This is a genomic window from Melioribacter sulfuriphilus, assembly GCF_052656625.1.
The window spans coordinates 233,297-258,244 of the sequence record NZ_JBQXXK010000005.1 but is presented as its reverse complement, the minus strand read 5'-3'; the positions used below and the strand labels follow the sequence as shown (position 1 = coordinate 258,244).

Genomic DNA, 24,948 nt, shown 5'->3' with positions numbered 1-24,948 from the left:
ATTGTTTTTACCAGCACGTCCATCCACCGTCGACCACCAGATTGGCGCCTGTCATATATTCCGAAGCATCGCTTGCCAGGAATATCAACGCTCCCCAGTAATCGTTACGTTTGGCCATTCTTCCGAGCGGCGTTCTTGAGGAGTATTTTTCAATGAAGAATTGATCCTGATTATTTTCTACTCCTCCCGGACTTAGTGTATTAACGCGTACACCTCTGTGACCCCAATATGCAGCGAGATACTTCGTAAACATAATCACCCCTCCTTTTGTAACCGAATAAGCGGGAGGTTTATAAAACGACTGGATGCCTTCCTTATTGCGATAAAGCGATTGATCGGGAGCAACAATTCCATATGTCGAGGCAATATTGATAATGCTTCCCCTGCCTCTTTCTGCCATTGGAGTTCCAAGTATCTGAGACGTAAGAAAAATTCCCGTTAGATTTACATCGAGAGATTTTTGCCACAACTCAAGCGGATAATTTTCAAATTTTGATTCTTCTGCGGCGGCTTTCGGATTTTCGAACATGTCATTGATAGCTGCATTGTTTACCAGTACATCGATTTGTCCAAATTTTTCAAGTATTAAATCTCTTGCCTTCCTGATTGATTCCGGTTTAGTTACATCCATCTGAACTCCGACCGAATTACCAGATAGTTCTTTTGCAAACTCTGAAGCTGCAATTCCATCGACATCAGTAACAATTACAGTAGCGCCAGCCGACGATAAAGCTTTGCAATGCTCTCTGCCAAGTAATCCGAGTGCTCCAGTTACAACTGCAATTTTATTTTCGAGCGTAAACAATTTCATGATTCACTCACCTTTTTGTAACCGGCTTCATATTAAAATTATCCGTTTTTCTGAAAACTGGTTCGACGGGTTTGCCTCTGAGAAGTGATTTCAAATTGTTGCTTTCGATAGCTTTCTTCAGGAGCGTCAGGGATTCTTCTAAGGCCTGCAGAGTATAATCAATATCTTCATCGGTATGTGAAAAACAGATATTGTGAAACCCCTGCCAGAGGACGCCTCTTTTAATCATCTCTTGCTGCATAAAAGATTTTTGCAGAAGTGGGTCACCTCCTTTTGGGTCGAACGTTGCCATAGACCGCCAGTTATAACCGATTGCTCGTGTTGAGTCGAGACCGAGTTTTGTTGCAATTTCGTTGTACCCGTCTTTAATTTTTTTGCCCTGTTTATCGAGAAACTGTATCACATTTTTTTCTTTAATTTCTTCAATTGTAGCTTTAGCCGCTGCCAGCGAGAGCGCTTCACCTCCGAAAGTCGTATAGAAAAATACATCTTCCTCAGCCAGATTCATTATTTCTTTTTTGCCAGTTAGAATTGCAATTGGCATTCCATTGGCAACAGCTTTTGAATAAGTTGCCAGGTCAGGAGTAATACCGAAATACTCCTGTGCGCCCCCGAGAGCCATACGAAAGCCCGTCCACATTTCATCGAAGATAAGAACAATCCCTTTCTCGTTACATATTTCTGCTACTTTATGCAAAAAATTATCTTTCGGTTCCTGGAAAACTACAGGTTCAAGAATAACGGCGGCTGTATCGTCGTCGATTGAATCCTTCAGCGAATCGATATTGTTGTAATCAAAAGTAAAAGTTAATTTCTGAACTTCTTCAGGGATGCCGTAATTACGAGCTGTAACCGAAACGTACCAGTCGTGCCAGCCGTGATATCCACAGCAAAGAATTTTTTTCTTACCCGTGTATGCTCTTGCGAGCCGAACTGCAGCACTCGTAACGTCGGCACCTGTTTTACTGTATCTAACCGCTTCGGCATTTGGAATTATATCTCGAATTATTTCAGCAACTTCGACTTCGAGCGGATGCATCATCGAAAATGTAATTCCCTCTTCGAGTTGGTTTTTAATTGCTTCGTTCACTCTGGGATATGAATAGCCAAGCGACAGGGGACCAACCCCCATTAAAAAATCGATATACTCGTTGCCGTCGGCATCCCATACGTGCGAACCTTTTCCTTTAACAAGATACTTGGGTGCTACGCCATTAATCCATTGAGTGGGACCCTTGGCTAAAGTTTGAGTGACCGAAGGAATTAAACCGAGCGCTCTATTGTAGAGTTCATTCGATCTTTCAATGACTGGATAGTCGTTGTTAAGACTTATTTTGTTTGCCATATTTCATTTATCCGTTTTTTTATTAATGGCTATTTTATATTCATCAATGTTTTTCAACTCGTCGAGATAATTTTCGTACCAGTATTTACCGAGATACTTTTCGTTTATCATTTTAATTTCTGGTTTGCGCTCGAGCAACTCCAGAATGTCATAAATACCGAAATCGGGTTTGACAGGATAAAGTTCTTCGAAAACTCTTTTAATAAAAAGATAGTCCTCTTCGTAATCAATCGTCCATCTCATAGTAGTCGAATAATTCAATCCAGTTTCCCATTCGACGTTTCCGAGTTTGAACAGATGGGGATTTTCCCAGAAATAGGGTGTAGTGTGTTCTCGCTCGTAATTTTTATGTGCTTCCCGCCAGGCTTTTTCGAGCGCCTCGATGGACATTATTTCGACGTCGTTTCCATCGGGGTATGTAGCTGGATGAAGATTGCTCGCGTAGTCATAATCGCCTTCGGAAAAGAATTTCAATACTTTGTCGATAATTGCTGGATCGATTAACGGACAGTCGGATGGAATTTTAACAACCGCGTCGGCTCCGTATTTTACGCCTGCTTTGTAGTGTCTATCGAGAAGATCGGTCAAGTGTCCACGAAAGCATTCGACCTTCATATCACGACATAAATTTTCAATCGGGTCGTCTTCTTTTTGAACAGAAGTTGCTACAACTATTTCATCGCTCATGATTGATTTTTGTATTCGTTCGACCATCCTCGTAATCAGCGGTTTTTCGAGCACCGGCAGCATAACTTTACCAGGAAGACGCGTTGATGTCATTCGAGCCTGTATGACCGTAACTATTCTCATGCCGTAATTAAGTCGAAATTCTGATGAATCTCATTTAATGAGTTACGAGGCGATTCGAGATAGTGGATGCCCAATTTTGCAATCCTTTCGGCCGAAGTGCCGTTATTCTGAATTGGCATCAATCTTTTCAATTCTTCTATGTCAAACGACGAATAAACTTCTTTTCCAAGCGCCAGACCGATATATACAACCGACGAGTATTTAGTTATCAACACGTCGCAATTTGCAATCATATGATTAGTATTTCCATTGTGATAGACGAGCGCACCCGGGGCATATTTATTAATTTCTCGTGTCGACCTTTGGACGTTTTCATTCGGATGAAGCTTGAAAATCAACTGCCGTCCATTTGCAATTTCAACACATCTTCTGATAAATTTCTTTCTGTTTTCGTATTTAAATGTTTCCCTCGAATCTGAAGTAGCAACGAGTACATAATTTTTATGAGGGAAATCGTTCTTCAAAAATTCTTTTGCATTATCGAAATTCGGAATACCCGTTACAAAAATTTTATTCGGGTCGGCACCTTTACGCACGAATAATTCCTTGTAACCTTCTGAGGCAACGCAGAAAATATCGTACAGATTAGACATCCCCATTGTAGAAGTGCTTGCAATCCATCTCGGAAAATTAAAATATTTTACCAGATAGAATGCAAAATTCTCCGGGTCGGTCATTCCTTCCTGCACAAGAATCAATTTTTTATTTCTGATATTTTTGGGCACAAGCAGATCGGCACATGTATAAACAAGATCGTAGTCATGCAATCTCCCTTTATAATCGATTTTAAGATTATTGCTTTCAAGGTACTCAAGCGTCATCTTCTTGAAATTCCCTCCGAGAATCGTAAAATCGAGTATCCCTTTGGAAGCAAACCATCCAATATATCCGTCGTCGTAAAAAGGTGTGAAATAACAGTCGTAATCTTCGAAATACTTTGATATTTTGTGCATCATTGTGGTTTGATTGAGAGAACCGCCTATAAAGAGTATTTTCTTCTTCATTTTGAGTTATTGTTATTTGAGAAAGTACAAAATTGGTAAAAAAAAATTTCTTTTATGTTAAGAATAAGTTAGCTCTCTGTTACCAAATTGTTAAGTAGCGTTATTTCCTCTTTCGAATTTAGTTAAATTCCACTTAGGCTTCAAAAAGAATAATTAATTTTTACTTAACATTGCGATAAAACTCTCTTGATATTAGAACGTTAATTTAGTCGCAAAATAAATTTATACTTAATTATGAAAATAGCCCATATTTCCGACCTCCATCTTAACAGGAAATTCAGAAGAAAAAATTTCGAAAAGACAGAAAGATTAATTGAATATGCTCTGAATAAGAACGCCGATCACATTGTAATTACAGGCGATATTTCGGACAATTCGAACGAAAGAGATTTTGCTGATTTGAGAGATTTGTTAATAAAGTATGATCTATTCCGTTCTGACAAAGCTTCGCTTGTAATCGGGAATCACGATATATATGGCGGTGTGGAACTTGCTTCGGATATTATTGAATTTCCTTCTCGTTGTCAAAAAACAAATTACGAATTGAAAGTTGATATCTTTTGTGAATACTTTAGCAATTTGTTCAAATCGACAATCACAGTCAGAGAAGACAAATATTTCCCTTACTTAAAGATTATCGACAACATTGCATTTATCGGTATCAACTCCGTCGATTACTATTCTAAATTAAAAAATCCATTTTCGTCGAATGGTAAAGTAAGAAAAACGGAGCGGGAAGAAGTAGATATGTTGCTTTCCGTAAAAGAAATTGAAAGCAAAGAAAAAATAATATTGATACACCACCATTTTTACAAAAATAACGAAACGGCCAAAAGCTCGGGAAATTCGATCTGGGGCCGCATTGAAAGTCATACAATGAAACTCAGGGGTAAAAAGAAATTATTATCGCTTTTCAAAAGGCATGGCGTTCGGATAATCATGCACGGGCACAGTCACGATATGAAAACCTATGAACGCAAAGGGATGCTTATTCTGAATGCTGGCGCCTCAATGGAAGGAAATAATCCTTCTTTGTTTCTTGTGGATATCGAACCAGGCAATCTCAATATCAGCTCCGAAATTTTACCGCCTGTGAACGTCAGGATGTCGGATTACTATCAAGAGCCAATCGCAATTTAAACTGAGAAGTAATTCTTACAAAAGAGAAGATTATTTTTCTCAACATAAAATAATAGCCGATATCAACTCTAATTAACTCCTTTATACCTGTTTTATTAATTCAAATCCTTAAATCAATTTTACAAATATTTTGCTCTCCACTGGCATAATTTATGTTTTCTCTTTATTTAATTTACGAGGAAGCCATGCATATTACATTTAAAGGCGGGGTTCATCCGACTGAGATGAAAGAACTTAGTTCGGAAAAAGGATTCGAATTTTTACCCCTCCCCGATCAAATTTATTTACCACTTTCCCAGCACGCAGGTAAACCGGCGCGTTTGATAAAAAAGAAAGCCGACACTGTCAAAAAAGGCGAGATTGTTGCCGAACCCGACGGCTTTATATCAGCTCCAGTACACTCGCCTATCAATGGTGTAATTAACAGAGTGATTTCGATAATCACATTAAATGGAATGCGGTCGAATGCAGTTATCATCAATCGCATCGATAACGATGAAGAAGTTTTTATGGAACCTCTGAATCCTGAAACAGTGCAACGCGAAAAGATTATTGAAAGAGTTAAACTTGCAGGAATTGTAGGACAGGGAGGCGCAGCATTCCCTACTTATGTAAAACTATCTCCTCCACCGGATAAAAAGATAGATTACGTTATTATCAACGCCTGCGAATGCGAGCCTTATCTTACAAGAGACTTTCGCTTAATCCTTGAAAAGACAGAAGAATTAGTTGCCGGACTAAAATTAATTCTTAAAGCTACCGGTGTTTCAAATGGAATTATTGGTATAGAGGACAATAAACCCGAAGCAATAAAAAAATTGGAGTCTTTCTTAAAGAAAGAAGAGACAATCTCTCTGAAAGTATTAAAAACAAAATATCCGCAGGGCGCAGAAAAAATGCTCATAAAGGCAGTTACGGGAAGAGAGGTGCCCGCAGGCAAGCTGCCTTTTGATGTTGGTTGTATTATTCAAAACGTCGGCACAGCAATTTCAGTTTATAATGCAGTAACAAAGGGCGAGCCTCAGATTAACGCCTTTTTAACAGTATCCGGACTCGGCATTAACGAACCAAAAAATCTTATTGTGCCAATTGGAACGCCAATAAAAAATATTATCGAATATTGCGGTGGCATAAAAGAAAATGCTAAAAAAATTATTGCGGGCGGCCCGATGATGGGATTTGCACAATTCGATTTTAATACTCCTGTTTCAAAAGCCACTTCTGGAATACTGATTCTAACAGAAAAAGAAGCATCAAGAACACAAGAAAGTAATTGTCTTAATTGTGGCAAATGTTTATCTGTTTGTCCGCTCAATCTTGCACCGACACGTTTATATAAATTTACCAGATTCAATAAACTCGAAGAAGCAATCGATATGGGAATACAATCCTGCATGGAGTGCGGAACATGTACATACAATTGCCCGGCTGGAATTCCGCTCGTGCAATGGATTCGTTTTGGCAAACAAAAATCGTTGGCTTTAATCAAACAAAGGACAAATTAAACAAGATAAATCAATGTCAAATTCGGCTAATCAATCGGTTAATCTAACTTCCGGGTTAGAACTAAGCAGTTCGCCACACATTCATTCTAAATATACCACACAGCAGGTAATGTGGCTGGTAAATTTATCGTTGGTACCAGTTATAATATCGGCAGTAATTTTTTTCGGGTTTTATCAATTAATTATAATTGGAGTAAGTTGTGCCTCTGCAATTATATCCGAATCAATAGTAAAGAAAATCAGGGGTGCTGAAATTACGATTTATGACGGCAGCGCATTTTTAACAGGATTACTGCTTGGTTTAATTATACCTCCTGATTTTTCACTGACAGCCACAGCGGTCGGCTCGGCATTTGCAATAATCATTGGGAAAGAATTATTTGGAGGACTCGGATACAATATTTTTAATCCAGCATTGATAGGAAGAGCTTTTCTTCAGGCGGCATATCCAGTTGATATGACAACATGGAGCAAACCAAATTTTGCAGTTGACACCGTCACTTCAGCTACGCCATTAGCTGCGTTAAAATTCGATAAAGTTGTAACTGAGATTAAACCTTTGATTATAGGCAACGTCGGCGGTTCAATAGGAGAAACTTCGGCTCTGGCAATAATTATCGGAGGGATTTTTTTAATTGGGATTAAAATTGTAAACTGGCGAATTCCTTTATCAATGATTCTCGGTTTGCTCTTTTTCAGTTCTATCTTCTGGTTTATTGACCCAATTAAATATCCGAATCCTCTGTTTCATCTCTTTAGCGGTGGATTTTTATTGGGCGCATTCTTCATGGCAACGGATTGGGTAACTTCTCCTTATACTTCAACTGGCATGTGGATTTACGGTCTGTTAATTTCTCTGCTAATTGTAGTAATACGACTTTTTGGAGGTCTACCAGAAGGAGTTATGTACAGCATTTTAATAATGAACGCCTTTGTGCCGCTTATAAATAAATTCACACACCCGAAAATTTTCGGCGAGGTAAAATGAACAACAGCATTAAAATGATTATTGTACTTACTTCAATAGCTCTGATATCGGGTGCCGTACTGGCAGGTGTTTCAAATTGGGCGGCTCCACATATCGAAGCAAATAGACTTGCTGAAACAGAAGCCGCAATTTATCTCGTGCAAAGCAGCGCTAAAAGCTACAAAAAAATCGAAACTAAATTCGCCGAAATATATCAGGTCTTCGACGCAAATGGTAATCCGCTGGGATATTCGATAGTGGCTGAAGGCAACGGTTTCCAGGGAAAGATTAGAATGATGCTTGGCGTTGATTCCACATTGACAAAAATTACAGCTATTGAAATTTTAGAGCAGGTCGAAACGCCCGGTCTCGGGTCACGGATTGCAGATGACGACTTCAAAAATCAATTCAAAAATTTAATAGCTCAACCTTCAGTAAATTGGGTTAAGGGAAGGAATCCTGAAAAACCAAATGAAATACAGGCAATTACTGGAGCTACAATTTCATCCAAATCCGTCTGCGCCATAATTAACGATGTATTACAAAAAGCAAGAATCGAAAAGCAAGCGAACAAACTATGAAAAAACAAATTTCATACTGGAAAGAATTTACTAAAGGATTATGGGAAATTAATCCGACTTTCAAGCAGGTGCTTGGGATGTGTCCCACGCTTGCAGTCACCGTTTCGGCAATCAACGGCGTGGCAATGGCGCTGGCAACTACTTTTGTACTTATCTTCTCGAGCACGCTGATTTCATCAATTAGAAAATGGATTCCAAACCAGGTTCGCATAGCAGCCTACATTGTTATCATAGCAACATTTGTAACAATAGCCGATCTGGTTATGAAGGCTAAGTTTCCAGCGTTGAGCAAAGCCCTTGGTCCTTTTGTACCTCTAATAGTAGTTAATTGCTTGATTTTAGGCCGGGCCGAAGCTTTTGCATCCAAGAACAATCCCTTGCGGTCGTTGCTCGATGCGCTCGGTAATGGAACCGGCTTTTTGATTGCTCTTACTTTAATGGGCAGCATTCGAGAATTATTCGGCAACAGAACCATTTTCGGATACCAGATTTTACCGGACTTATTTCAGCCGTTATTAATTATGATACTTCCTGCAGGAGCTTTTATTACGCTCGGATTAATGATGGGACTTGCAAACAGCTATACAAACAAAAAGAAAAAATCCGAAATTGATTCCATCATTTCGCAATACAAAATCAGTAGGGCTGTAGTCGAGGAGGATAAAGCTTAATGGAATTACTAATAATTTTCATATCGGCTGCCATAGTAAATAATTTTGTGCTTTCACTTTTCCTGGGTATTTGCCCTTTTATCGGTGTTTCGAATAAAATTTCGTCGTCGGTATCAATGGGAATGGCAACAACATTTGTAATGGTTATAACCGCTGTCGTCAGCTGGATACTCTACTTTAAAATATTAGTTCCTTACAATCTTGAATTTCTACAAATACCTTCGTTTATTTTAGTAATTGCTTCCCTCGTACAGTTTGTAGAGATGGTTATTAAAAAAGTAAGTCCAACAATATATCGTTCGCTCGGTATTTTTCTTCCTCTCATAACAACGAATTGCGCTATATTGGGCCTCGCTTTATTATTGTCGATGAGAAATTACTCGTTTTTGGAGAGCATCTTTTTCGGACTTGGTGCAGGCGCTGGATTTACAATGGCATTGGTTATAATGGCCGGAATACGCGAAGAACTTGAGATGGCTGACGTGCCCGAAGCATTTAAAGGCGCTCCAATCACTTTAATTACAGCCGGACTTCTTGCTCTGGCGTTTATGGGATTTGCAGGAATGATTTGATATGAAAAGGTATTTCATCATAATGCTTCTACTTGCAACTGCCTGTTCCGACAAGACAACTGTAAGTCGCAATACAATAGTAATGGGCAGTACACTCGAAATACAGGTGCGCGGAATAGACGAGATAAAGGCAAATAAAGCCATAACAAAAGCTTTCGAAGAAGCACGCCGAATCGATACCCTCTTTTCTACGTATATCGACGGAAATCCAATGTGGAAAATAAATAACACAGCTGCCGACGAAATTCTCATCGACCGCGAAATTTTTCATGTGATGAGAAGATGCGATGAATTTTGGAAGCTGACCAGAGGAGCTTTTGACCCTGCTATTGCTAATCTCGGATTGCTCTACGGATTCGACAGTAACACCGACAATTATCGGATTCCTTCCGAAGAAGAAATTCAAAAAGCACTTGCAAATTCCGGCTGGAAGAATATTAAACTCCGCGAACCAAATATTCTTATCAAACCAGCTGGAATCAAAATTAACTTTAACGCTTGTATTCCCGGTTACACTGCAGACAAAATTGCAAACCTTCTTTCCAATTTCGGTATTAAGGAGTTTCTCATTAACGTCGGCGGGGAAATTTTTGCCAGAGGTAAAGATTGGAAAGTGGGGATTCAACATCCGCGAAAACCCGGCGATCTGTTGACAGCAATTAAAGTCGACGGCTTTGGAGTGGCCACTTCAGGCGACTATGAAAAATATATCGATTCAAATGGTAAAAGAATTACACATATTTTTAATCCCTTGACGGGCAAACCTGCAGACGAATGTGAATCTGTTACAGTAATTGCACCCAACGCAATGACTGCCGATGCTCTATCGACTGCGCTTTTTGTAATGAAGATTGAAGAAGCTTTGAAATTAATTAACTCACTCGAAAATACAGAAGCTATAATTGTCGACTCCTCAGGTGGAATTCATAAATCTCATAATTTTGATAACTATATCGTGAGGGAATAATGGACTCAATTTTGTTGATTGCACTGGCAACTATGGGAGGACTTGGATTTATTTTTGCCGGAGGACTTGCATTTGCCGATAAGAAACTGAGAGTTGAAGAAAATCCTTTAATTTCTAAAGTTCATGAACTACTTCCGAATGCAAATTGTGGAGCCTGTGGTAATGCCGGATGTTACGATTTTGCGGTTAAAGTAGTGGAAGGTAAAGTTGCACCATCTTCCTGTCCTGTATGCGATGAAGAGGCTACAGCGGAAATTGCACGAATTGTAGGCAGCGACGCAGGAAATACTGTTAAATATTTACCGAGAATTTTATGCGGAGGTGGAGTCGACAAAGCAAAGAACAAAGACGTTTTTTATACAGGTCCTTTGAATTGCGCTCTGATGGAAATTGTAGCAGGCGGCAACAAAAAATGTAGTTATGGCTGCCTCGGCGGTGGCGATTGCGTCAAAGCCTGCAAATTTAACGCAATTTATATGGGAGAGGACAATCTACCAGTCATTATTGAAGAATTATGTAAAGGGTGTGGATTATGTGCTCAAGCCTGCCCACGTGGAATAATCGAGATGCACCCTGCTGATAGAGATTTATTCGTTTATTGCAAAAGTCACGACGACCCGAAAACTTCAAAAGAGAATTGCTCAGCTGCATGTATTGGCTGCGGCATCTGCTCGCGTAATTCAAACGGCGCAATTGAAATTATTGACAACCTCGCAGTAATTCATTACGAATTATTGAACTCGCTGGAAATTCCGATTGAAAAGTGTTCAACCCGCGCTATAAGAAAAGTAGAAAAAATAATGACGTCGACTAATTGAAATGAAAGAAGAACTTATAATTGAAGAAGGAATAGTTTCGCGGTCGCTGGGAAAATATTCCGAGATAATTCTAAAAGATGTTAAAGATTGCACGGAATGTTCCGCCCGTTTAATTTGCAAGCCAACTGGCGGCGATACAAAGATTATTATAGCTCACGATCCCTATGGAGCTCTACCAGGCGACAAAGTAAAGATTGCAGTTAGCGGCTCGTCTATTCTGAAATCAGCATTTCTGCTTTATGGCCTACCCGTTTTAATTTTTGTAATCAGCATAATTGCAGCTTTCTCTTTTGAATTTCTGTTCCGGGGCAATGAATTGATCTCTTTCCTTTTTGCTGTATTAACGACAGCTACCTATTATATTCTCTTTTCACTCGCTTCAAAAAAATTTTTCCACTTTTCTAATCCGAAAATAATTTCCGTTTCGAGGTCCTCTTCGAACAATTAAAGTCTTTTTATCAGCAAAAGAAGAGCCAGAACAAAACTAACCGCAGAAGAAATTAAAAAAGGAAGTTGAAAACCATATAGATCCCACAGCAGTCCTGTAAAAAACGACCCGATTAAAACTCCAAGACTCATCATACCATTTAGCAACCCGATAGCCGAACCTTTAAATGATGGATCACTAAGGTCGTTTGCCCAGGCTTTTATTATGCCTTCGGTAGAGGCCGAATAAAAACCATAGAGCGCAAAACAGAGCCAGATAACAATAATCGATTGATAGAGCGCAAATATCAGATAGACAAACGAAAAGATAATCAGACCCATCGAGATAATATATTTCTTACCAATTCTATCCGAAATAATTCCAAGCGGATACGACAGCAGGGAATAAACGATATTAAAAAATACATAACCGGCAATAGCCATAGTATCAGACTTTGATATATCCTGTGAGCGTAGGACCAGAAATACATCGCTGCTATTGACAATCGAGAAGAGAGTCATTATAAAAACCACATATTTATAATTAGTCGGAGCAGTTTTCCAGAACAGAAGGAAAGTTTTTCGGCTTCCAATTTTTGCTGTTGGTGTCTTAATTTCTTTTATAAGAAACGTAAATCCTATTGCTAACAAAGAAGGCACTAAAGCCACAAGATAAATCAGTATATAATTTGCAGGGTAAAAATAAAGAAGAACAATTGCTGCTAAAGGGCCAGCAACAGCACCAAGAGTATCCATCGAACGATGGAATCCAAAAACTGTTCCGGAATTGTTTTCGTTTGAATAACTGCCGAGCAATGCATCTCTGGGCGAAGTTCTGATTCCTTTGCCAATTCTATCTACAATTCTGGATACAAAGACCGTCGTAACAAACGGGAAAATACCAGGCAGAGATTTGACAATACCCGACAATCCGTATCCTGTTTGCACGAATATTTTTCGTCTACCGATCTTATCCGAAAGAACACCGAAATATCCTTTCATAAATCCAGCGGTCATTTCTGCCAAACCCTCAATAAGTCCCACTACAGCCATCGAAGAGCCGAGTGCTGCTGTCAAAAAGAGTGGCGTTACTGGATAGAGCATTTCGCTTGCAAAATCGGTGAAAAAACTGATAACACCGAGAACTATAACCGTAGGTGGTATTTTTTTGAACATTTGACTTTCTCTTAAAAATTTAAAAAGAAATATATCTTTTTAGTTGACAATTTGGAAATAACTTTTAACATTAAGGTGTGATGTTAAAGCTATCTAAAATGTCGTCGCACAATCAACCGCATACATCCTATCCAAACAGATAAAAGGAGGATAAATGGAGTTCTACGAATTGCATCCCATTACACCCCAGCAAAGATATATAAACAAAGCCGTCGAAGTATTGCGCCGTGGGGGTGTGATAATCTATCCCACCGATACAATTTACGGTATCGGCTGCGACATTTTCAACCATGAGGCACTCGAACGAATTTATACTATAAAACAGGATTCCGGAACCAAACTCTTTAGTTTCATTTGTCCCGATCTGAAAGATATTTCGAAGTATGCAAAAGTATCTGACTATGCCTATAAAACAATGAAAAAATTGCTGCCTGGGCCATACACATTCGTACTGCCCGCAGCAAAAGAGGTACCGAAAAAATTATGGACTAAAAGAAAAACCGTGGGAATAAGAATTCCCGACAATAAAGTGGCTTTAATGCTTGCAAAAGAATTGGGCAATCCGATTATCAGCACAAGCGTTACGAACAGAAAGGGAGAAATTTTATATGACCCCGAAGAAATTAGATTGATTTTCAACAACCAGATCGATTTAATGCTCTCCGTTGGAGCTTTAGAAGGAAAACCATCCAGCATAATTGATCTAAGCGAAGAAGAACCCGAAGTAATCCGCGAAGGGGCTGGCGATATCAGTATGTTTGTTATGTAATTTTTTTGCTGTCCCGAACGCTTGCTCGGGACAGTAGATTTATAATCTTCGCCAGACTATACGATCGCCCTCTTTAATGCCGTACTTATCGGTAAATCCTGCATTGACTTCAACCACAAATTTTGCTGGCCGGCCCGATCGATAAGACGACTCGGAGTAAGGAGTCGTATATTTATGAATTTTCACAATGTTCCCTTCGGCATCTACAAATATCATATCGAGAGGTAGAATTGTATTCTTCATCCAGAACGATTGCTCATTTTCGTATGGAAAGATGAAAAGCATTCCCTGATTTTCTGCCATATATTCGCGATACATTAGTCCTGTAGCACGTTGAACATCGTCGTCTGCGATTTCCACGTCGATTTTAACAATCTGTTCATCGCTCCCGGTGACAAACGAAAGTTCACCTTCTTTTACGAATGAAAAAGCTGTCTTGTTTTTTAACGCTCTGTTCAATTCCTCATCGCCTTTATTTTTATTCATAAAAAGTCGTGGTAAATTCAATAAATAAATTAAAAAAATGATTGACGCCAGTGCAGCGATTATCTTAACCACTTTATTTCGACTTTGACTTTTTTTGGATTTGATTTTTCCCATTTTTAATCTCGTTTTAGAATTTTAGTTCGGTTTTTTTATTCGACTTTTTAAATGTTATAACTATATGATTCAAATCTGTCGGTACGTCTTTCTCTACAATTATATTTTTACCTGATTTCAAAATATATTCTTTAATTAGACTTGTATCTACCGATTGATATTCGACTTTGATAGTTTCGTTGTCTTGACTGTAACAAAGCAATTTAATAGTGCCGTCGTTACCTTTAACAAGCAAGGGCTTTTGTTCTTTTGTCAGAATGTCGCTCAAGCCTTCAAATAAATCGATGGATGGCAGACGTGAATCTCGATTACTTTCCAGCCAATATCTGTTGAGTGAAGTTATAGCAAAGTAGCAACGTGGAAATTTTAAACGGTTTATCTCCAGCCTGTAAGAATTATTTTCAGCTGGAATAAGATCGATTAAATAATCGTTACTTAAAAGTGAACTTGAATCGGGCAGGCAATAAATTGCATAATAATTAATATCAGAACCACTATTATTATTTTGCCATCTCAATTCTATTGAGCTCGATTTTTTTGAATATTCAGCGGTAAAAGTTGATAGCTGAAAATTATTAAAAGTATCCATCCCATTAACTTTTTGTGGAATGGAAATGTTTGCAAACGATTCAATGCGGATTTCCTTAATGTTCGAGTACCTGAAGAATGCAATGCCGGCGGCGCCGATATCTCTGGAAAAATTGACCATTTTATTTATCACTGCTTTTACTTCCGGTTTATATGCTGCTATTCCGACTACAACGTCTTTCCCGTACGAGTTATTGACCCACTCGCGTGCAATTTTATCGAATGAAGTTTGGTCTTCAAAAGACCAATAGATCTGAGGAGCAATATAATCGAGGATGCCTCGGCGCAGCCATTCGCGAGAATCCTGATAAACCTGTGAATATCCTTCCCAGCCATACATTCCGTCAAGATTCTTGTAGATACCAATCGGAGTGGCACCAACTTTAACGTATGGCTTTTTCGATTTTATATTTTTATAAATCTGTTCAATCAACTCCGTAACGTTATTTCTACGCCATTCATTGCGATTTTTATTATTGCCATAATTGTAATAAGAAGAGTCGTCGTTAATGTTGTTACCAGGATACCTGATATAATCGAGTTGAACTCCGTCAACGTCATATTTTTCGATTAATTCCATAACCAGATTATTTAGGTAATTTCTAACCTCTGGACGTCCTATGTCCAACCAGAGCGAAGTGCCATTTTCATCTTTATATTTTAAAATCCATTCTGGTTTTCTAACTGCAATATGGTTTGAATCCATTCTCAAAGAATTAGTAGCAAAAACCTGAACGGCATTAATCCATGCGTGAATTTCGAGTCCTCTTTTATGAGCTTCTTTCGTTGCAAACGAGAGCACGTCGAATTGCGGAGAAATAAATGGACTCGGAGGGTCGTAAGAAGAATTGAACATAACCGTACCGTTGCTTCTTACTTGAAGGTAGACAGTGTTCAATTTTTTAGCCTTTATCGAATCGAAAATTTCAATCAAGGCATTTTTCTGGATATCGATGTCATACGTAGGAGGAGGCCAGTCGAGGCGATGGTTTGTTGCCAGCCATACTGCGCGAGTTTCTCTTTTCGATTCTGCAGGAATTATTCCTGCTACAATTAACAACAATAACAGAATTTTTTTCATTTACAATTATGCTTCAAAGTATTGAAGACCGTTTTTAATCGAGTAGAGTACGTCCGCTTTATCGGCTTCAGCATCAATTACAAGTTTGCCCGCTTTTTCGATTAACACAAAATTAATTGTGCCTTTTTTATTTTTTTTGTCACGAAACATAATATTATAGATTGCCTCAGAATTATATTTTTTTAATTTTATTTCGTCTCTGAATTTGATTATCAACGAAAGATAGTTTTCCAGATATTCATCATTCATCAGCCCTATCTTATTCGAAAGATGCAAAGCACATCCAATACCAGCAATTACAGCCATGCCGTGTTTAATTTTGTGATCTTGTTCGACTTCGATTGCATGTGCAAAAGTGTGTCCAAGATTCAAGATTTTTCTCAACCCGCTTTTTTCTTTTTCATCATTTTCAACCGTGCTTCCTTTGAACAAAACCGATTCACAGATTACCTTATTGAGAAAAGCTCCATTATAGTCAAAAGCCCTGTGATAATTTCTTGCCACGTAATTAAAAAAATCGTCACCAATAAGTAAACCGTATTTAATTACTTCGCCGAGTCCGCACAGGATTTCTTCTCGAGGAAGGGTTTTAATAAAATCTGTTTCTATAAATACCGATTCGGGTTGATAAAACGTGCCGATGATATTTTTTGTATGACCGTAGTTGATGCCTGTTTTGCCGCCTATAGCACTGTCGACCATAGCAAGTAAAGTCGTTGGAATATGAATATAACGAATTCCTCTTGCATAAACCGAAGCTGCAAAACCACTCAGATCCCCCGTTATGCCTCCGCCGATGGCTATTAGCAAAGTATTCCTTCCCATTTTTTTTCGAAGCATTAAATCAAAAATTTTTTTCATACTTTCAAACGACTTATTTTTTTCATCGGCTTTGAATTTATATACAATTGAGTTTCCATTAACGCCGTGCAGTAGATGTTCTATTTTTCCTTTGTGAAGTTCGTATACTTTCGAGTCGACTATAATGATCGAGTCGTTATTTTCGGCAAGTGAATTAATTTTTGAAGAATATTTAGTGAAAACGCTGCCTCCGATATAAACGTCGTAATTTCTGGAAGGGGCATCAATGTTTATTTTTTTCATTTATTTTCCTTTGAATGTGTTGGGCAATTCTGTCAACTGTAAGACCAACAGGTCGCGAGTCGCAAACAATTGTTAAATCAGCCTGTTCATAATAATAACTTCGTTTGTCAAACAATTTATTTATTCTTTTTATAAATTCTTCCTTGCTATAATCATTCAATACAAGATCTTTGAACAGCGGTCGATCCGTTTTGTTTTTCAATCTGTTATAGAGAGTTTCTATATCTACTTTAAGATATACTATTAAGCCGTGTTCCTTCATGAATTTTAGATTTTCATTATAAGTAATTGTCCCGCCTCCGAGCGATATAATAGCATTGTCGTTTTGCGATATTTCTTTCAAAAGCTGGGTTTCGACATTTCTGAAATAGATTTCACCCTTTTTTTCGAATATATCGACTATCGACATTTCTTCCCGCTTAACTATTTCATCGTCGAGGTCAAAAAAGTCGAGACCCATAACATTCGCCAGTATGGGACCTATCGTACTTTTGCCGCTGGCCATGAAACCTGTAAGATAAATAACCATCTTTCAAATTATCATTTTTTACTTGTTCGAAATATAAGCAACTTACGAGAAATAGTTAATCAATCAGAAAGGCATTAAAGCAATAGTGTTTATAACTATTCCGATACCGAATGTCATGCCGTCTACATTTACTTTTGTAGTATACTCTTCAGGAAGCAAATAAATCCTTCCTTCATAATTCACAAATGTGTCGCTGTATTTATTTTTCAATTTAATTTCAGGGTCTCTGAAAAGAATATGTCCCCTCACAGCAATCACATCGTTTATAAAATAATCGATTCCCAGCGAAGCCTGAATTCCAAAGTCGATGTTGAATCTGGCATCTTTCGTCGATACATTCAAAACATTGCGAATCATTTTTCCAGCATAAATTCCGAGTCCTCCGCCAATAAAAAAATTGAACTTATCCGACGAAAAAGGAAGTCGATAATAAATACTTATATCAACTGGAAAGACACTGTATCCTTCTTCGATCGATATGGCAATTCCATTGAGATTGAAATCATCCCTTGTGATTGTTTTGCGAAGCATTTCGAATGCCAGTGCTGTCTCAACTGACTCAGATATTTTGTAGCGTATTTCTACTCCAAAGCTGTAGATATCGTTCAACTCATGATAAACTGACTGCAGCTCAGTATCTGATAATTCGGGATTTAAAAACAATTTCGATGTAGTAGTATAATTACCTGTAAATGAAATTTCCGAAATTTGAGCCTCGACGGGAACAGCCAATGCTATTAATATGATTATCAAGCGTTTCATTGAGAATAAAAATAAATCATTGAGGAAAAAATAGAAAGGATAAAAAAAGAGGGGCATAAGCCCCTCGTTGAAATCATCTAAAGAAGAGATGACGATTGTCGACTATGTCAGCTTCGTCCTTTAATTTCTGGATCCACTGAGACAGTAAAGTATTTTTCTTTCTGTTAAGCAGTTGTATTGCCAGGCCATTTTTTTGGAGTTGATAAGTTTCGGGCACAAATTTGGTTCTGTATCTAAGGTTAATAAGATATACACCGTTGCTCCCTTTAATTGGATTTGACCATTTATTCAAATCGCCTTTAAGACAATATTCGGTGAATGTGTATTCCTGTCCCACATTCGGGATGATCGATGCTGCTGTGAATTCGCCAGTTGTATCGATACGCACGCCACCCCACACTTCCATTGCAACTTCGGCGTTGCCATTGTCGCCCAATCGAGCGCGTATTTTTTCGGCAATTGCAATTGCTTTATTGAATTTCTTTTCGCGTAAGACGCGATTGCGAACAATATCTTTAACCTCGTCGAATTCTTTAAACCCTGCTTTGATTTTATCGGAAACCATTGCCACTACATAACCTGCAGGCACTTTGTAAACATCACTAATTTCTCCGACGTTGTTTTCGAATGCCCACTTCACAAGAGCCTTGTTACCACCAAGTCCTGGAATAAATTGACTTCCTTCATAGAATGGGGGTGTTTCAACAACGTTATAGTTCATCAATTTTGCTTCCGACTCGAAACCGTTTTCCTTTGCGATATATGAAAAATCTGAGGCGCTTTGATACAAATCGTCGAGCGAAGAGGCCGACATCTGAATTCGATTGACAATTTTTTCAATTACATACTCTGTGTTTGTTTTTCCAGTTACTTTAATTATATGGTAGCCGTAATTGGTTTTAATCGGTTTTTGAACCACTCCAACCTGACCCTTGAAGCACGCATCTTCGAACTCTTTTACCATTTGTCCTTTACCAAACCATCCGAGGTCACCACCTCTAAATGCGCTTCCAGGATCCTGTGATTTTTCTTTAGCCAGACTTGCAAAATCTGCGCCATTCATTAACTGGTTATAAATTTCATTTGCCTTTTTAAGATCTTCAGCATCATTAGAAGACGAGCGAACCAGAATGTGCGATGCTCTTACTGTCGGATTACTGCTGTTTATTTTTTCTACTATGCGATAAACAATGTATCCCTGACTTGTTGCCACTGGACCGATAATATCTCCAACGTTGCTGTTATAAATCAGGTTCTGAGCTTCAGCAGGAATAGAAGTTAATGATACTGTATCTTTGGAGTAAGGTAGATCAGAGTAGATATCCACATAGGATTTAAAGGAAGCTGTATCGCCTTTCAATTTAGCGACTATAGCTTCGAGATTATTTTTAATGCCGAGCGAATCCTGTCGTGAGGGAACTCTGCGGAATAGGACATATTTAATTTTTCTTGCAGGTTCCACCTTGAATTCTTTCTTATTTTGTTCGTAATAATCTCTAAGTTCCTGGTCTGTAACCTTAACATCTTTATCGGGAATTAGATTGGGATTTAATTGTATATAATCAGCTTTCATTTTAATGTTTTGTTTAATGAAAGCGTCTTTAATTTCCTGTTCACTTACAATCAGGGAAGCAAAGAGATAATCCTGAAGTTTACGTTGTTTGAGTTGTTCTCTAATCAAATCTTCGTAATAGAGGACAATTTCTTTGTTACGCGGATCCCTCATAGCCTGTTCGTATAATTGCCTGTTGAAATTTCCTGTTGTATCGGTAAATTGTTGTCTCAGTTCTGCGGGCGGATTAGGACCCAGTAAAGCCTCTCTGACTTCATCATCCGTGACAACGATCCCAAATTCTTTAATTTTTTCGTCGATTAGTTTCTGAGTAACCAGAGCATCCCACACCTGGTCTCTGAAAAAATCCATCTGGTTTTCATCTATTGACTGACCGGTAGCTTGTTCCTGGTTTTGACGGGCTCTTTCAACCATGTTGGAAAATTCCTGATAAGAAATACTTTCTCCATTGATCGAACCAACATTTTGCGATTGCTGTCCCAAAAACTCAAGGACACGTGAATCCGAAATAACCATAAAAAGAACAAACAAACCGCCAACCATTAGGATGAACCACGGAGCTAAACTCCTCATCCGTGCCATCATAGCCATATAAGACAACCTCCGTTTTAAGAAAAAAATTAATTTTAGAGGCTTAATTTAGATACACATCAACTTAAAAGCAATCATTTTTATTGTCTCGATGCAATTCAAAATTTGAAAGGATTATCCAAAATTAATTTGCGATTAATTTTAAAGCGTTCTAACTTGAAAGACGATTTTAAAAGGTTTTGATATGAAAATCGATTTTGTAAATACTTGGCTGCCTTTTATCTACCTCTATGCAGGAGGTGGAATCTTTTTTTTAATGGGCCTAATTGTCATACGGAAATCCAGAGCACTTGATATGAGACAAAAACGACATCGATTCTGGTGGAAAGCTCTAATATTCGGATACTTTTATTTTATGCTACTTCATGCCTTTCTAATTATTGCCGCACTATATTTATGAGATCACTATGAACAACATGACTAATATCGGAACACAGACCGACTGGATTGTTCTGGTCGTTTACATGATTACAATGCTTCTTTTTGGCTCTTATTTCGCAAAATACAACAAAGACACAAACGATTTTTTCTTTGGCGGACGGCGTTTCAGCTGGTGGCTCATCGCCATGTCAATTGTTGCAACAGGTATTAGCAGTCACAGCTTTGTTAAATATTCTGCAATGGGATTTAAATACGGCTTTTCCTCTTCAATGTCTTATATCAACGATTGGTTCTTCGTGCCTCTCTTTATGTTTGGGTGGCTGCCAATAATTGTCTATTCAAAAATTAGGTCGATACCGGAATATTTCGAAAGGAGATTTTCGCCTGCAGCGAGATTTCTGGTTACAATTCTACAGCTACTCTATTTAACGGGTTATGTCGGAATTGGTTTTCTTACAATGGGAAAAGCAATATTACCTTTGATGCCCGAATCGATGTCGATATTAGGCATTAATTTTCATGTTACTTTAATGGGATTAATTTGGATTACTGCGATTATTACAGGTGCCTATATTACTTTTGGCGGGCAAACGGCGGTTATCTTTACTGATCTGGTTCAGGGTATGATGCTGATTTTTGCCGGACTGTTGGTTTTCTTCCTCGGTGTTTCTTACGTCGGTGGATGGGATTCTTTCTGGAATTTATTGCCTACAAGCTGGAAACTTCCTTTTGCAGGTTATAACTCGCCAGCTGAATTTAATTCAGTTGGAATCTTCTGGGAAGATGCAATTGCAGGTTCAGTTGGATTCCTGTTTATGAATATGGGACTTATAATGAGATTCATGGCTACTAAAAATGTACACGAAGGCAGAAAGGCAGCCGCTGCAAACATTTTATTTATGCTGCCTATATCTGCCATTGTAGTTGGTGGCGGCGGATGGGTTGCAAAAGCAATTTCGGAAATGAATCCAAACATTTTACCCCCCGATACAAATCCCGACACAATTTTTGTTCTGGTAGCAAATATATTGACCGGACCAGGAGTTTTTGGATTTGTAATAGCTGCAATAGCTGCAGCTTTGATGTCGACGGTAAGCACACTTGTTAATGCCGCTTCGGCAATTTACGTAAATGATGTAGACAAGCCAATCAGAATATGGCTTAAGAAACTCGACAAAGACCAACATCTCGAAGAAAATAAGGCTATGTTAATAGCACGACTATCGACGGTTGCTTTCACCTTGCTGGGTGTTTTTGCCGTCTATGCATTTGTTTCATATCCTACAATTTATCAGGCGCACGCATTTTTCCATGCAACTCTAACACCACCTTTGATGATTGCCATTTTCTTAGGAGCTTTCTGGAAAAAATATACCCCTGCAGGATTGGTTACTACAGTAATTGGAGGAATTTCACTTATGCTGCTGGGCAATCGCTTTCCGTATGAATTGATTCGACCGATTGCTCACGGCACTCCATTTGACCCTGTACATCCTTATACTTATATGAGCGCACTTTACAATCTGATTGTATGCGGCGCATTAGCCGTTCTGGTTACTATGTTTCAGCATCAACTCAAAAAGTTATCGACGAGAATTTATAAAAACAAGCAACATAATTTAATCATCTATGGTATGGTTGCATTCAGCAGCATTGTGATTGTTACCGACATTCTTGTAACGTTATTACGACTCGATTTTGCCTCTGTAGAAGTTCTTTTTTCACTCTCACTAATTATGTCGTTCTTTGTAGCTTTGATTACAACTCATTATGTAAAATACGACCCCGAAGCTCAAACAACTGGCTTGACAATCTGGTCTATTCATAAGGCGAAAGAATATTTCAAAGGCAGGAAATTAAACGAACGCGAAGGTGAAAAAGTTTTTGTACACTGGAAATTAATTACTGATGATAATGAAGATATAATTAATTTTTCTCAAAGAGATATGCACAAAATGGAAGCTCATCCGGGCGACCTTGTTTATCTGTGCGATGCACGAAAATATTTAGGAGGCTTGAAATCTGTTCATACTGTCTATGGAGAGCCTCACAATGAAGATGGCATTGTTTACATTCGGAAACGTCATCTCGAATCGGGACTGTTTGTCGAAGGAAGACTTCTTTACGGCGAGAAAGAGATGTGATAGTTAATAACCAAATTTTTCTTTTAACTTTTTCTCGACTATAGGAGGAACGAAATCTGATACATTCCCGTGAAATTGAGCAAGATTACGTACAATAGTTGAATTCAGATAAGTATACTTATCATGCGGCATTAGCAAAATTGTAGTTATTTCGCCGGCAAGCTTGCGATTCATTAACGCCATTTGAAATTCGTACTCAAAATCGCTCACCGCTCGCAACCCCCTTATGATTCCAATAGCGCCTACATTTTTTGCGTGCTCTACAACCAACCCATTGAAAGAATCTACCTCAACGTTTTTAAAATCTTTAAGACTTTCCCGAAGCATCTCCAGTCGTTCTTCAACTGAGAAGAGCGCTGTTTTCATCGGATTGTTTGCAACCGTTACAACTACTTCGTCAAATAATTCACTAGCACGTTTAACTATATCGATATGCCCATTTGTAACGGGGTCGAAAGTGCCAGGATAAATTACTTTTGCCATATTTAATCCGTCAAATCTAAAATCAATTACTCAATTATAACAAAAAATTGTAAGTCATCGAAAAGTAAACTGATAAATTAAGCTGTCGCCTACTTTTTTTATCGGTTCGCACGCAAACTCCACTTTATCTTTATCGTATGTTTGAACTGACCGTTCAACAATCATGATCCCAGTATCGGACAAAAATTGGTTCGTCATTATTTTTTTGACAACTTTGTGAATATCGTCCTTGAAGAAAGGGGGATCGGCTAAAATCAAATCGTAAACTTCGTGCCAGCTCTGGCTCGAAAACCGAAGAGCGTCCATTCTGAATACTTGTGTGCAATCCACCATCCCGAGCGATTCAATGTTTTCCTTGAGAACTTTTGAGACGAAAAAATCTTTTTCCACAAAATGAGCAATTGCAGCACCCCTGCTCAAGGCTTCGAGTCCCAGCGAACCAGAACCTGCATAAATATCGCACACTTTAATATTTTCGAAATCAATAAGATTATTCAGGTAATTAAAAATCGATTCTTTAACTCTGTCCGTTGTTGGTCTTACCAATTTCGATTTAGGAAATTTAATGGTTCGGCCTTTGAATTTTCCGGATATTATTCTCATCTTCAAACAATCCTTATTGCAATACCAGTTGCAGCTGTAAATGAATTACTCTGTGAAAGATAGAGAGGATTTTTTTTCACATGTTCTGTTGTTTCGAAGTATTCGAATGGATTGATTTTGATTATTTTCTTCGGAAATTTTTCGCCAAATTTATTGATGAATTCGTCGGTCAGACTCTGACCACTAATGACAAAATTATCGACCTTGTCGTAGTCAACGCCGAATTTTGACATCATATCTACCGTGTTATCTATAGCGGCTATTAAATCACTCTGGTTATAATATTTTTCGAAATAAAACGGGGTAACTCCTTCAAGTGCCATAAACGAGGAATAATCCTGTTCGATATAAAAACTGAACGTTATTTTTTCCATGAATTTTTTTTTTGAAAGATAAAAAAATGCAAGGGACGATAGATGAGCATTATCAATATATTTTAGAGTTAGTCCGTTTTGCAGGCAGAATTGTTTAATTAAATTTGTCAGACTACGCTTTAATAAAAAAACAATCAACTTATTTTCTTTGCGAATTTCTGATTTATCAACTTCAATATATTGAATGAGAAACTCTTCGGGATCAATGGCAGGGAAAAGAATGGAAATTTCCCACTTGAGCTGTTCCAATAGATCCTTTCTTGTAAGCGAAGGTTCGTAGGGAAGTTCGAAAATGGTAAAGTAAGAATTTGATAGTGTAAAAGAGGAATATTTGGAATTGATGCGTTTTTTAACGGAGAGTTTATTAAAAGCATCCTGGAGAATATCGAGTGTTTTTTTTTGCCAGTCTTTTTCGTCTTCGGAATAAACTTTAAAGGGTTTTCCAAGTATGGCTTGATCGATATTCTCCAGAAAGAACGAATTTTTTTTATAGCTTATTTCAACTAACTGCAGTTTTGATTCAGTTAAATTTATGCCTACATGATTTTGAAACACAACGACTCGATACTCAAG

General features: G+C 38.2%; 25 protein-coding genes. 11 read left to right on the top strand and 14 right to left on the bottom strand.

Features of this window, described 5'->3' with window-relative positions:
- Positions 1–7 precede the first annotated feature (7 nt).
- From ACUN8G_RS08450 to ACUN8G_RS08435, 4 genes are read right to left on the bottom strand one after another with little or no spacing between them, the layout of a single operon-like run.
- On the bottom strand, positions 8–811 hold the full coding sequence (locus ACUN8G_RS08450; protein ID WP_437346193.1) for an SDR family oxidoreductase: 804 nt from the start codon (positions 809–811) through the stop codon (positions 8–10).
- A 7-nt stretch (positions 812–818) separates the two neighbouring features.
- Positions 819–2,156 (bottom strand): aminotransferase class III-fold pyridoxal phosphate-dependent enzyme, encoded by a 1,338-nt coding sequence (locus tag ACUN8G_RS08445; RefSeq protein WP_437346194.1) that lies wholly within the window; start codon positions 2,154–2,156, stop codon positions 819–821.
- Positions 2,157–2,159: 3 nt separating this feature from the next.
- Complete coding sequence (locus tag ACUN8G_RS08440; RefSeq protein WP_437346195.1) at positions 2,160–2,966, bottom strand: cytidylyltransferase domain-containing protein; 807 nt, start codon at positions 2,964–2,966, stop codon at positions 2,160–2,162.
- The gene (locus tag ACUN8G_RS08435) at positions 2,963–3,970 is read right to left on the bottom strand and encodes a CDP-glycerol glycerophosphotransferase family protein (RefSeq protein WP_437346196.1); all 1,008 of its coding nucleotides are present in this window, start codon (positions 3,968–3,970) and stop codon (positions 2,963–2,965) included. The genes ACUN8G_RS08440 and ACUN8G_RS08435 overlap by 4 nt, the downstream gene beginning before the upstream one ends.
- A 234-nt stretch (positions 3,971–4,204) precedes the next feature.
- Between ACUN8G_RS08435 and ACUN8G_RS08430 the strand changes: the two genes are divergently transcribed.
- From ACUN8G_RS08430 to ACUN8G_RS08390, 9 genes are all read left to right on the top strand, one after another.
- Complete coding sequence (locus ACUN8G_RS08430) at positions 4,205–5,110, top strand: metallophosphoesterase family protein (protein ID WP_437346197.1); 906 nt, start codon at positions 4,205–4,207, stop codon at positions 5,108–5,110.
- Positions 5,111–5,295: 185 nt separating this feature from the next.
- Positions 5,296–6,615 carry an electron transport complex subunit RsxC gene (gene rsxC / locus ACUN8G_RS08425; protein WP_437346198.1) on the top strand — a complete coding sequence of 440 codons (1,320 nt, stop codon included), beginning with the start codon at positions 5,296–5,298 and terminating at the stop codon, positions 6,613–6,615.
- A gap of 13 nt (positions 6,616–6,628) precedes the next feature.
- On the top strand, positions 6,629–7,603 hold the full coding sequence (locus tag ACUN8G_RS08420; protein WP_437346199.1) for an RnfABCDGE type electron transport complex subunit D: 975 nt from the start codon (positions 6,629–6,631) through the stop codon (positions 7,601–7,603).
- Positions 7,600–8,163 carry an RnfABCDGE type electron transport complex subunit G gene (locus tag ACUN8G_RS08415; protein ID WP_437346200.1) on the top strand — a complete coding sequence of 188 codons (564 nt, stop codon included), beginning with the start codon at positions 7,600–7,602 and terminating at the stop codon, positions 8,161–8,163. The genes ACUN8G_RS08420 and ACUN8G_RS08415 overlap by 4 nt, the downstream gene beginning before the upstream one ends.
- Positions 8,160–8,834, top strand: coding sequence for an electron transport complex subunit RsxE (rsxE, locus tag ACUN8G_RS08410; RefSeq protein WP_437346201.1), 675 nt, complete (start codon positions 8,160–8,162; stop codon positions 8,832–8,834). The genes ACUN8G_RS08415 and rsxE overlap by 4 nt, the downstream gene beginning before the upstream one ends.
- Complete coding sequence (gene rsxA / locus ACUN8G_RS08405; protein ID WP_437346202.1) at positions 8,834–9,406, top strand: electron transport complex subunit RsxA; 573 nt, start codon at positions 8,834–8,836, stop codon at positions 9,404–9,406. The genes rsxE and rsxA overlap by 1 nt, the downstream gene beginning before the upstream one ends.
- Before the next feature lies 1 nt (position 9,407).
- Positions 9,408–10,373, top strand: a complete 966-nt coding sequence (locus ACUN8G_RS08400) for an FAD:protein FMN transferase (RefSeq protein ID WP_437346203.1) — start codon at positions 9,408–9,410, stop codon at positions 10,371–10,373.
- Positions 10,373–11,191 carry an RnfABCDGE type electron transport complex subunit B gene (locus ACUN8G_RS08395; RefSeq protein ID WP_437346204.1) on the top strand — a complete coding sequence of 273 codons (819 nt, stop codon included), beginning with the start codon at positions 10,373–10,375 and terminating at the stop codon, positions 11,189–11,191. Before ACUN8G_RS08400 ends, ACUN8G_RS08395 begins: the two co-directional genes overlap by 1 nt.
- 1 nt (position 11,192) lies before the next feature.
- On the top strand, positions 11,193–11,639 hold the full coding sequence (locus ACUN8G_RS08390; protein ID WP_437346205.1) for a SoxR reducing system RseC family protein: 447 nt from the start codon (positions 11,193–11,195) through the stop codon (positions 11,637–11,639).
- Here the strand turns inward: ACUN8G_RS08390 and ACUN8G_RS08385 are convergent.
- A complete protein-coding gene (locus ACUN8G_RS08385) occupies positions 11,636–12,793 on the bottom strand; it encodes an MFS transporter (RefSeq protein WP_437346206.1) in 1,158 nt (385 codons plus the stop codon). The genes ACUN8G_RS08390 and ACUN8G_RS08385 overlap by 4 nt on opposite strands.
- A 154-nt stretch (positions 12,794–12,947) precedes the next feature.
- Here ACUN8G_RS08385 and ACUN8G_RS08380 point away from each other — a divergent pair, with 154 nt between their 5' ends.
- Entirely contained in the window at positions 12,948–13,562 is a 615-nt protein-coding gene (locus ACUN8G_RS08380) for an L-threonylcarbamoyladenylate synthase (RefSeq protein WP_437346207.1), read from the top strand.
- Positions 13,563–13,601: 39 nt separating this feature from the next.
- On the opposite strand, the gene ACUN8G_RS08375 is transcribed toward ACUN8G_RS08380, so the two are convergent.
- The 6 genes from ACUN8G_RS08375 to ACUN8G_RS08350 form a co-directional block, all read right to left on the bottom strand.
- Positions 13,602–14,162: a DUF192 domain-containing protein gene (locus ACUN8G_RS08375; protein ID WP_437346208.1), complete on the bottom strand. Its 561-nt coding sequence runs from the start codon at positions 14,160–14,162 to the stop codon at positions 13,602–13,604.
- Between the two features lie 13 nt (positions 14,163–14,175).
- Positions 14,176–15,831: a glycoside hydrolase family 10-like protein gene (locus ACUN8G_RS08370; protein WP_437346209.1), complete on the bottom strand. Its 1,656-nt coding sequence runs from the start codon at positions 15,829–15,831 to the stop codon at positions 14,176–14,178.
- A gap of 6 nt (positions 15,832–15,837) precedes the next feature.
- Entirely contained in the window at positions 15,838–16,935 is a 1,098-nt protein-coding gene (gene aroB / locus ACUN8G_RS08365) for a 3-dehydroquinate synthase (RefSeq protein WP_437346210.1), read from the bottom strand.
- Positions 16,916–17,464 carry a shikimate kinase gene (locus tag ACUN8G_RS08360; RefSeq protein WP_437346211.1) on the bottom strand — a complete coding sequence of 183 codons (549 nt, stop codon included), beginning with the start codon at positions 17,462–17,464 and terminating at the stop codon, positions 16,916–16,918. Before ACUN8G_RS08360 ends, aroB begins: the two co-directional genes overlap by 20 nt.
- A 63-nt stretch (positions 17,465–17,527) precedes the next feature.
- Complete coding sequence (locus tag ACUN8G_RS08355) at positions 17,528–18,283, bottom strand: outer membrane beta-barrel protein (protein ID WP_445480929.1); 756 nt, start codon at positions 18,281–18,283, stop codon at positions 17,528–17,530.
- Positions 18,284–18,299: 16 nt separating this feature from the next.
- Positions 18,300–20,390: a peptidylprolyl isomerase gene (locus ACUN8G_RS08350; RefSeq protein ID WP_437346213.1), complete on the bottom strand. Its 2,091-nt coding sequence runs from the start codon at positions 20,388–20,390 to the stop codon at positions 18,300–18,302.
- 407 nt (positions 20,391–20,797) lie between these two features.
- Here ACUN8G_RS08350 and ACUN8G_RS08345 point away from each other — a divergent pair, with 407 nt between their 5' ends.
- Positions 20,798–22,915 carry a sodium:solute symporter family protein gene (locus ACUN8G_RS08345; protein ID WP_437346215.1) on the top strand — a complete coding sequence of 706 codons (2,118 nt, stop codon included), beginning with the start codon at positions 20,798–20,800 and terminating at the stop codon, positions 22,913–22,915.
- 3 nt (positions 22,916–22,918) lie between these two features.
- On the opposite strand, the gene coaD is transcribed toward ACUN8G_RS08345, so the two are convergent.
- From coaD to ACUN8G_RS08330, 3 genes are read right to left on the bottom strand one after another with little or no spacing between them, the layout of a single operon-like run.
- Positions 22,919–23,398: a pantetheine-phosphate adenylyltransferase gene (coaD, locus tag ACUN8G_RS08340; protein WP_437346216.1), complete on the bottom strand. Its 480-nt coding sequence runs from the start codon at positions 23,396–23,398 to the stop codon at positions 22,919–22,921.
- A 54-nt stretch (positions 23,399–23,452) separates the two neighbouring features.
- Complete coding sequence (gene rsmD / locus ACUN8G_RS08335) at positions 23,453–24,001, bottom strand: 16S rRNA (guanine(966)-N(2))-methyltransferase RsmD (RefSeq protein WP_437346217.1); 549 nt, start codon at positions 23,999–24,001, stop codon at positions 23,453–23,455.
- A gap of 2 nt (positions 24,002–24,003) precedes the next feature.
- Complete coding sequence (locus ACUN8G_RS08330; protein ID WP_437346218.1) at positions 24,004–24,930, bottom strand: type IV pilus biogenesis protein PilM; 927 nt, start codon at positions 24,928–24,930, stop codon at positions 24,004–24,006.
- Positions 24,931–24,948: the final 18 nt, after the last annotated feature.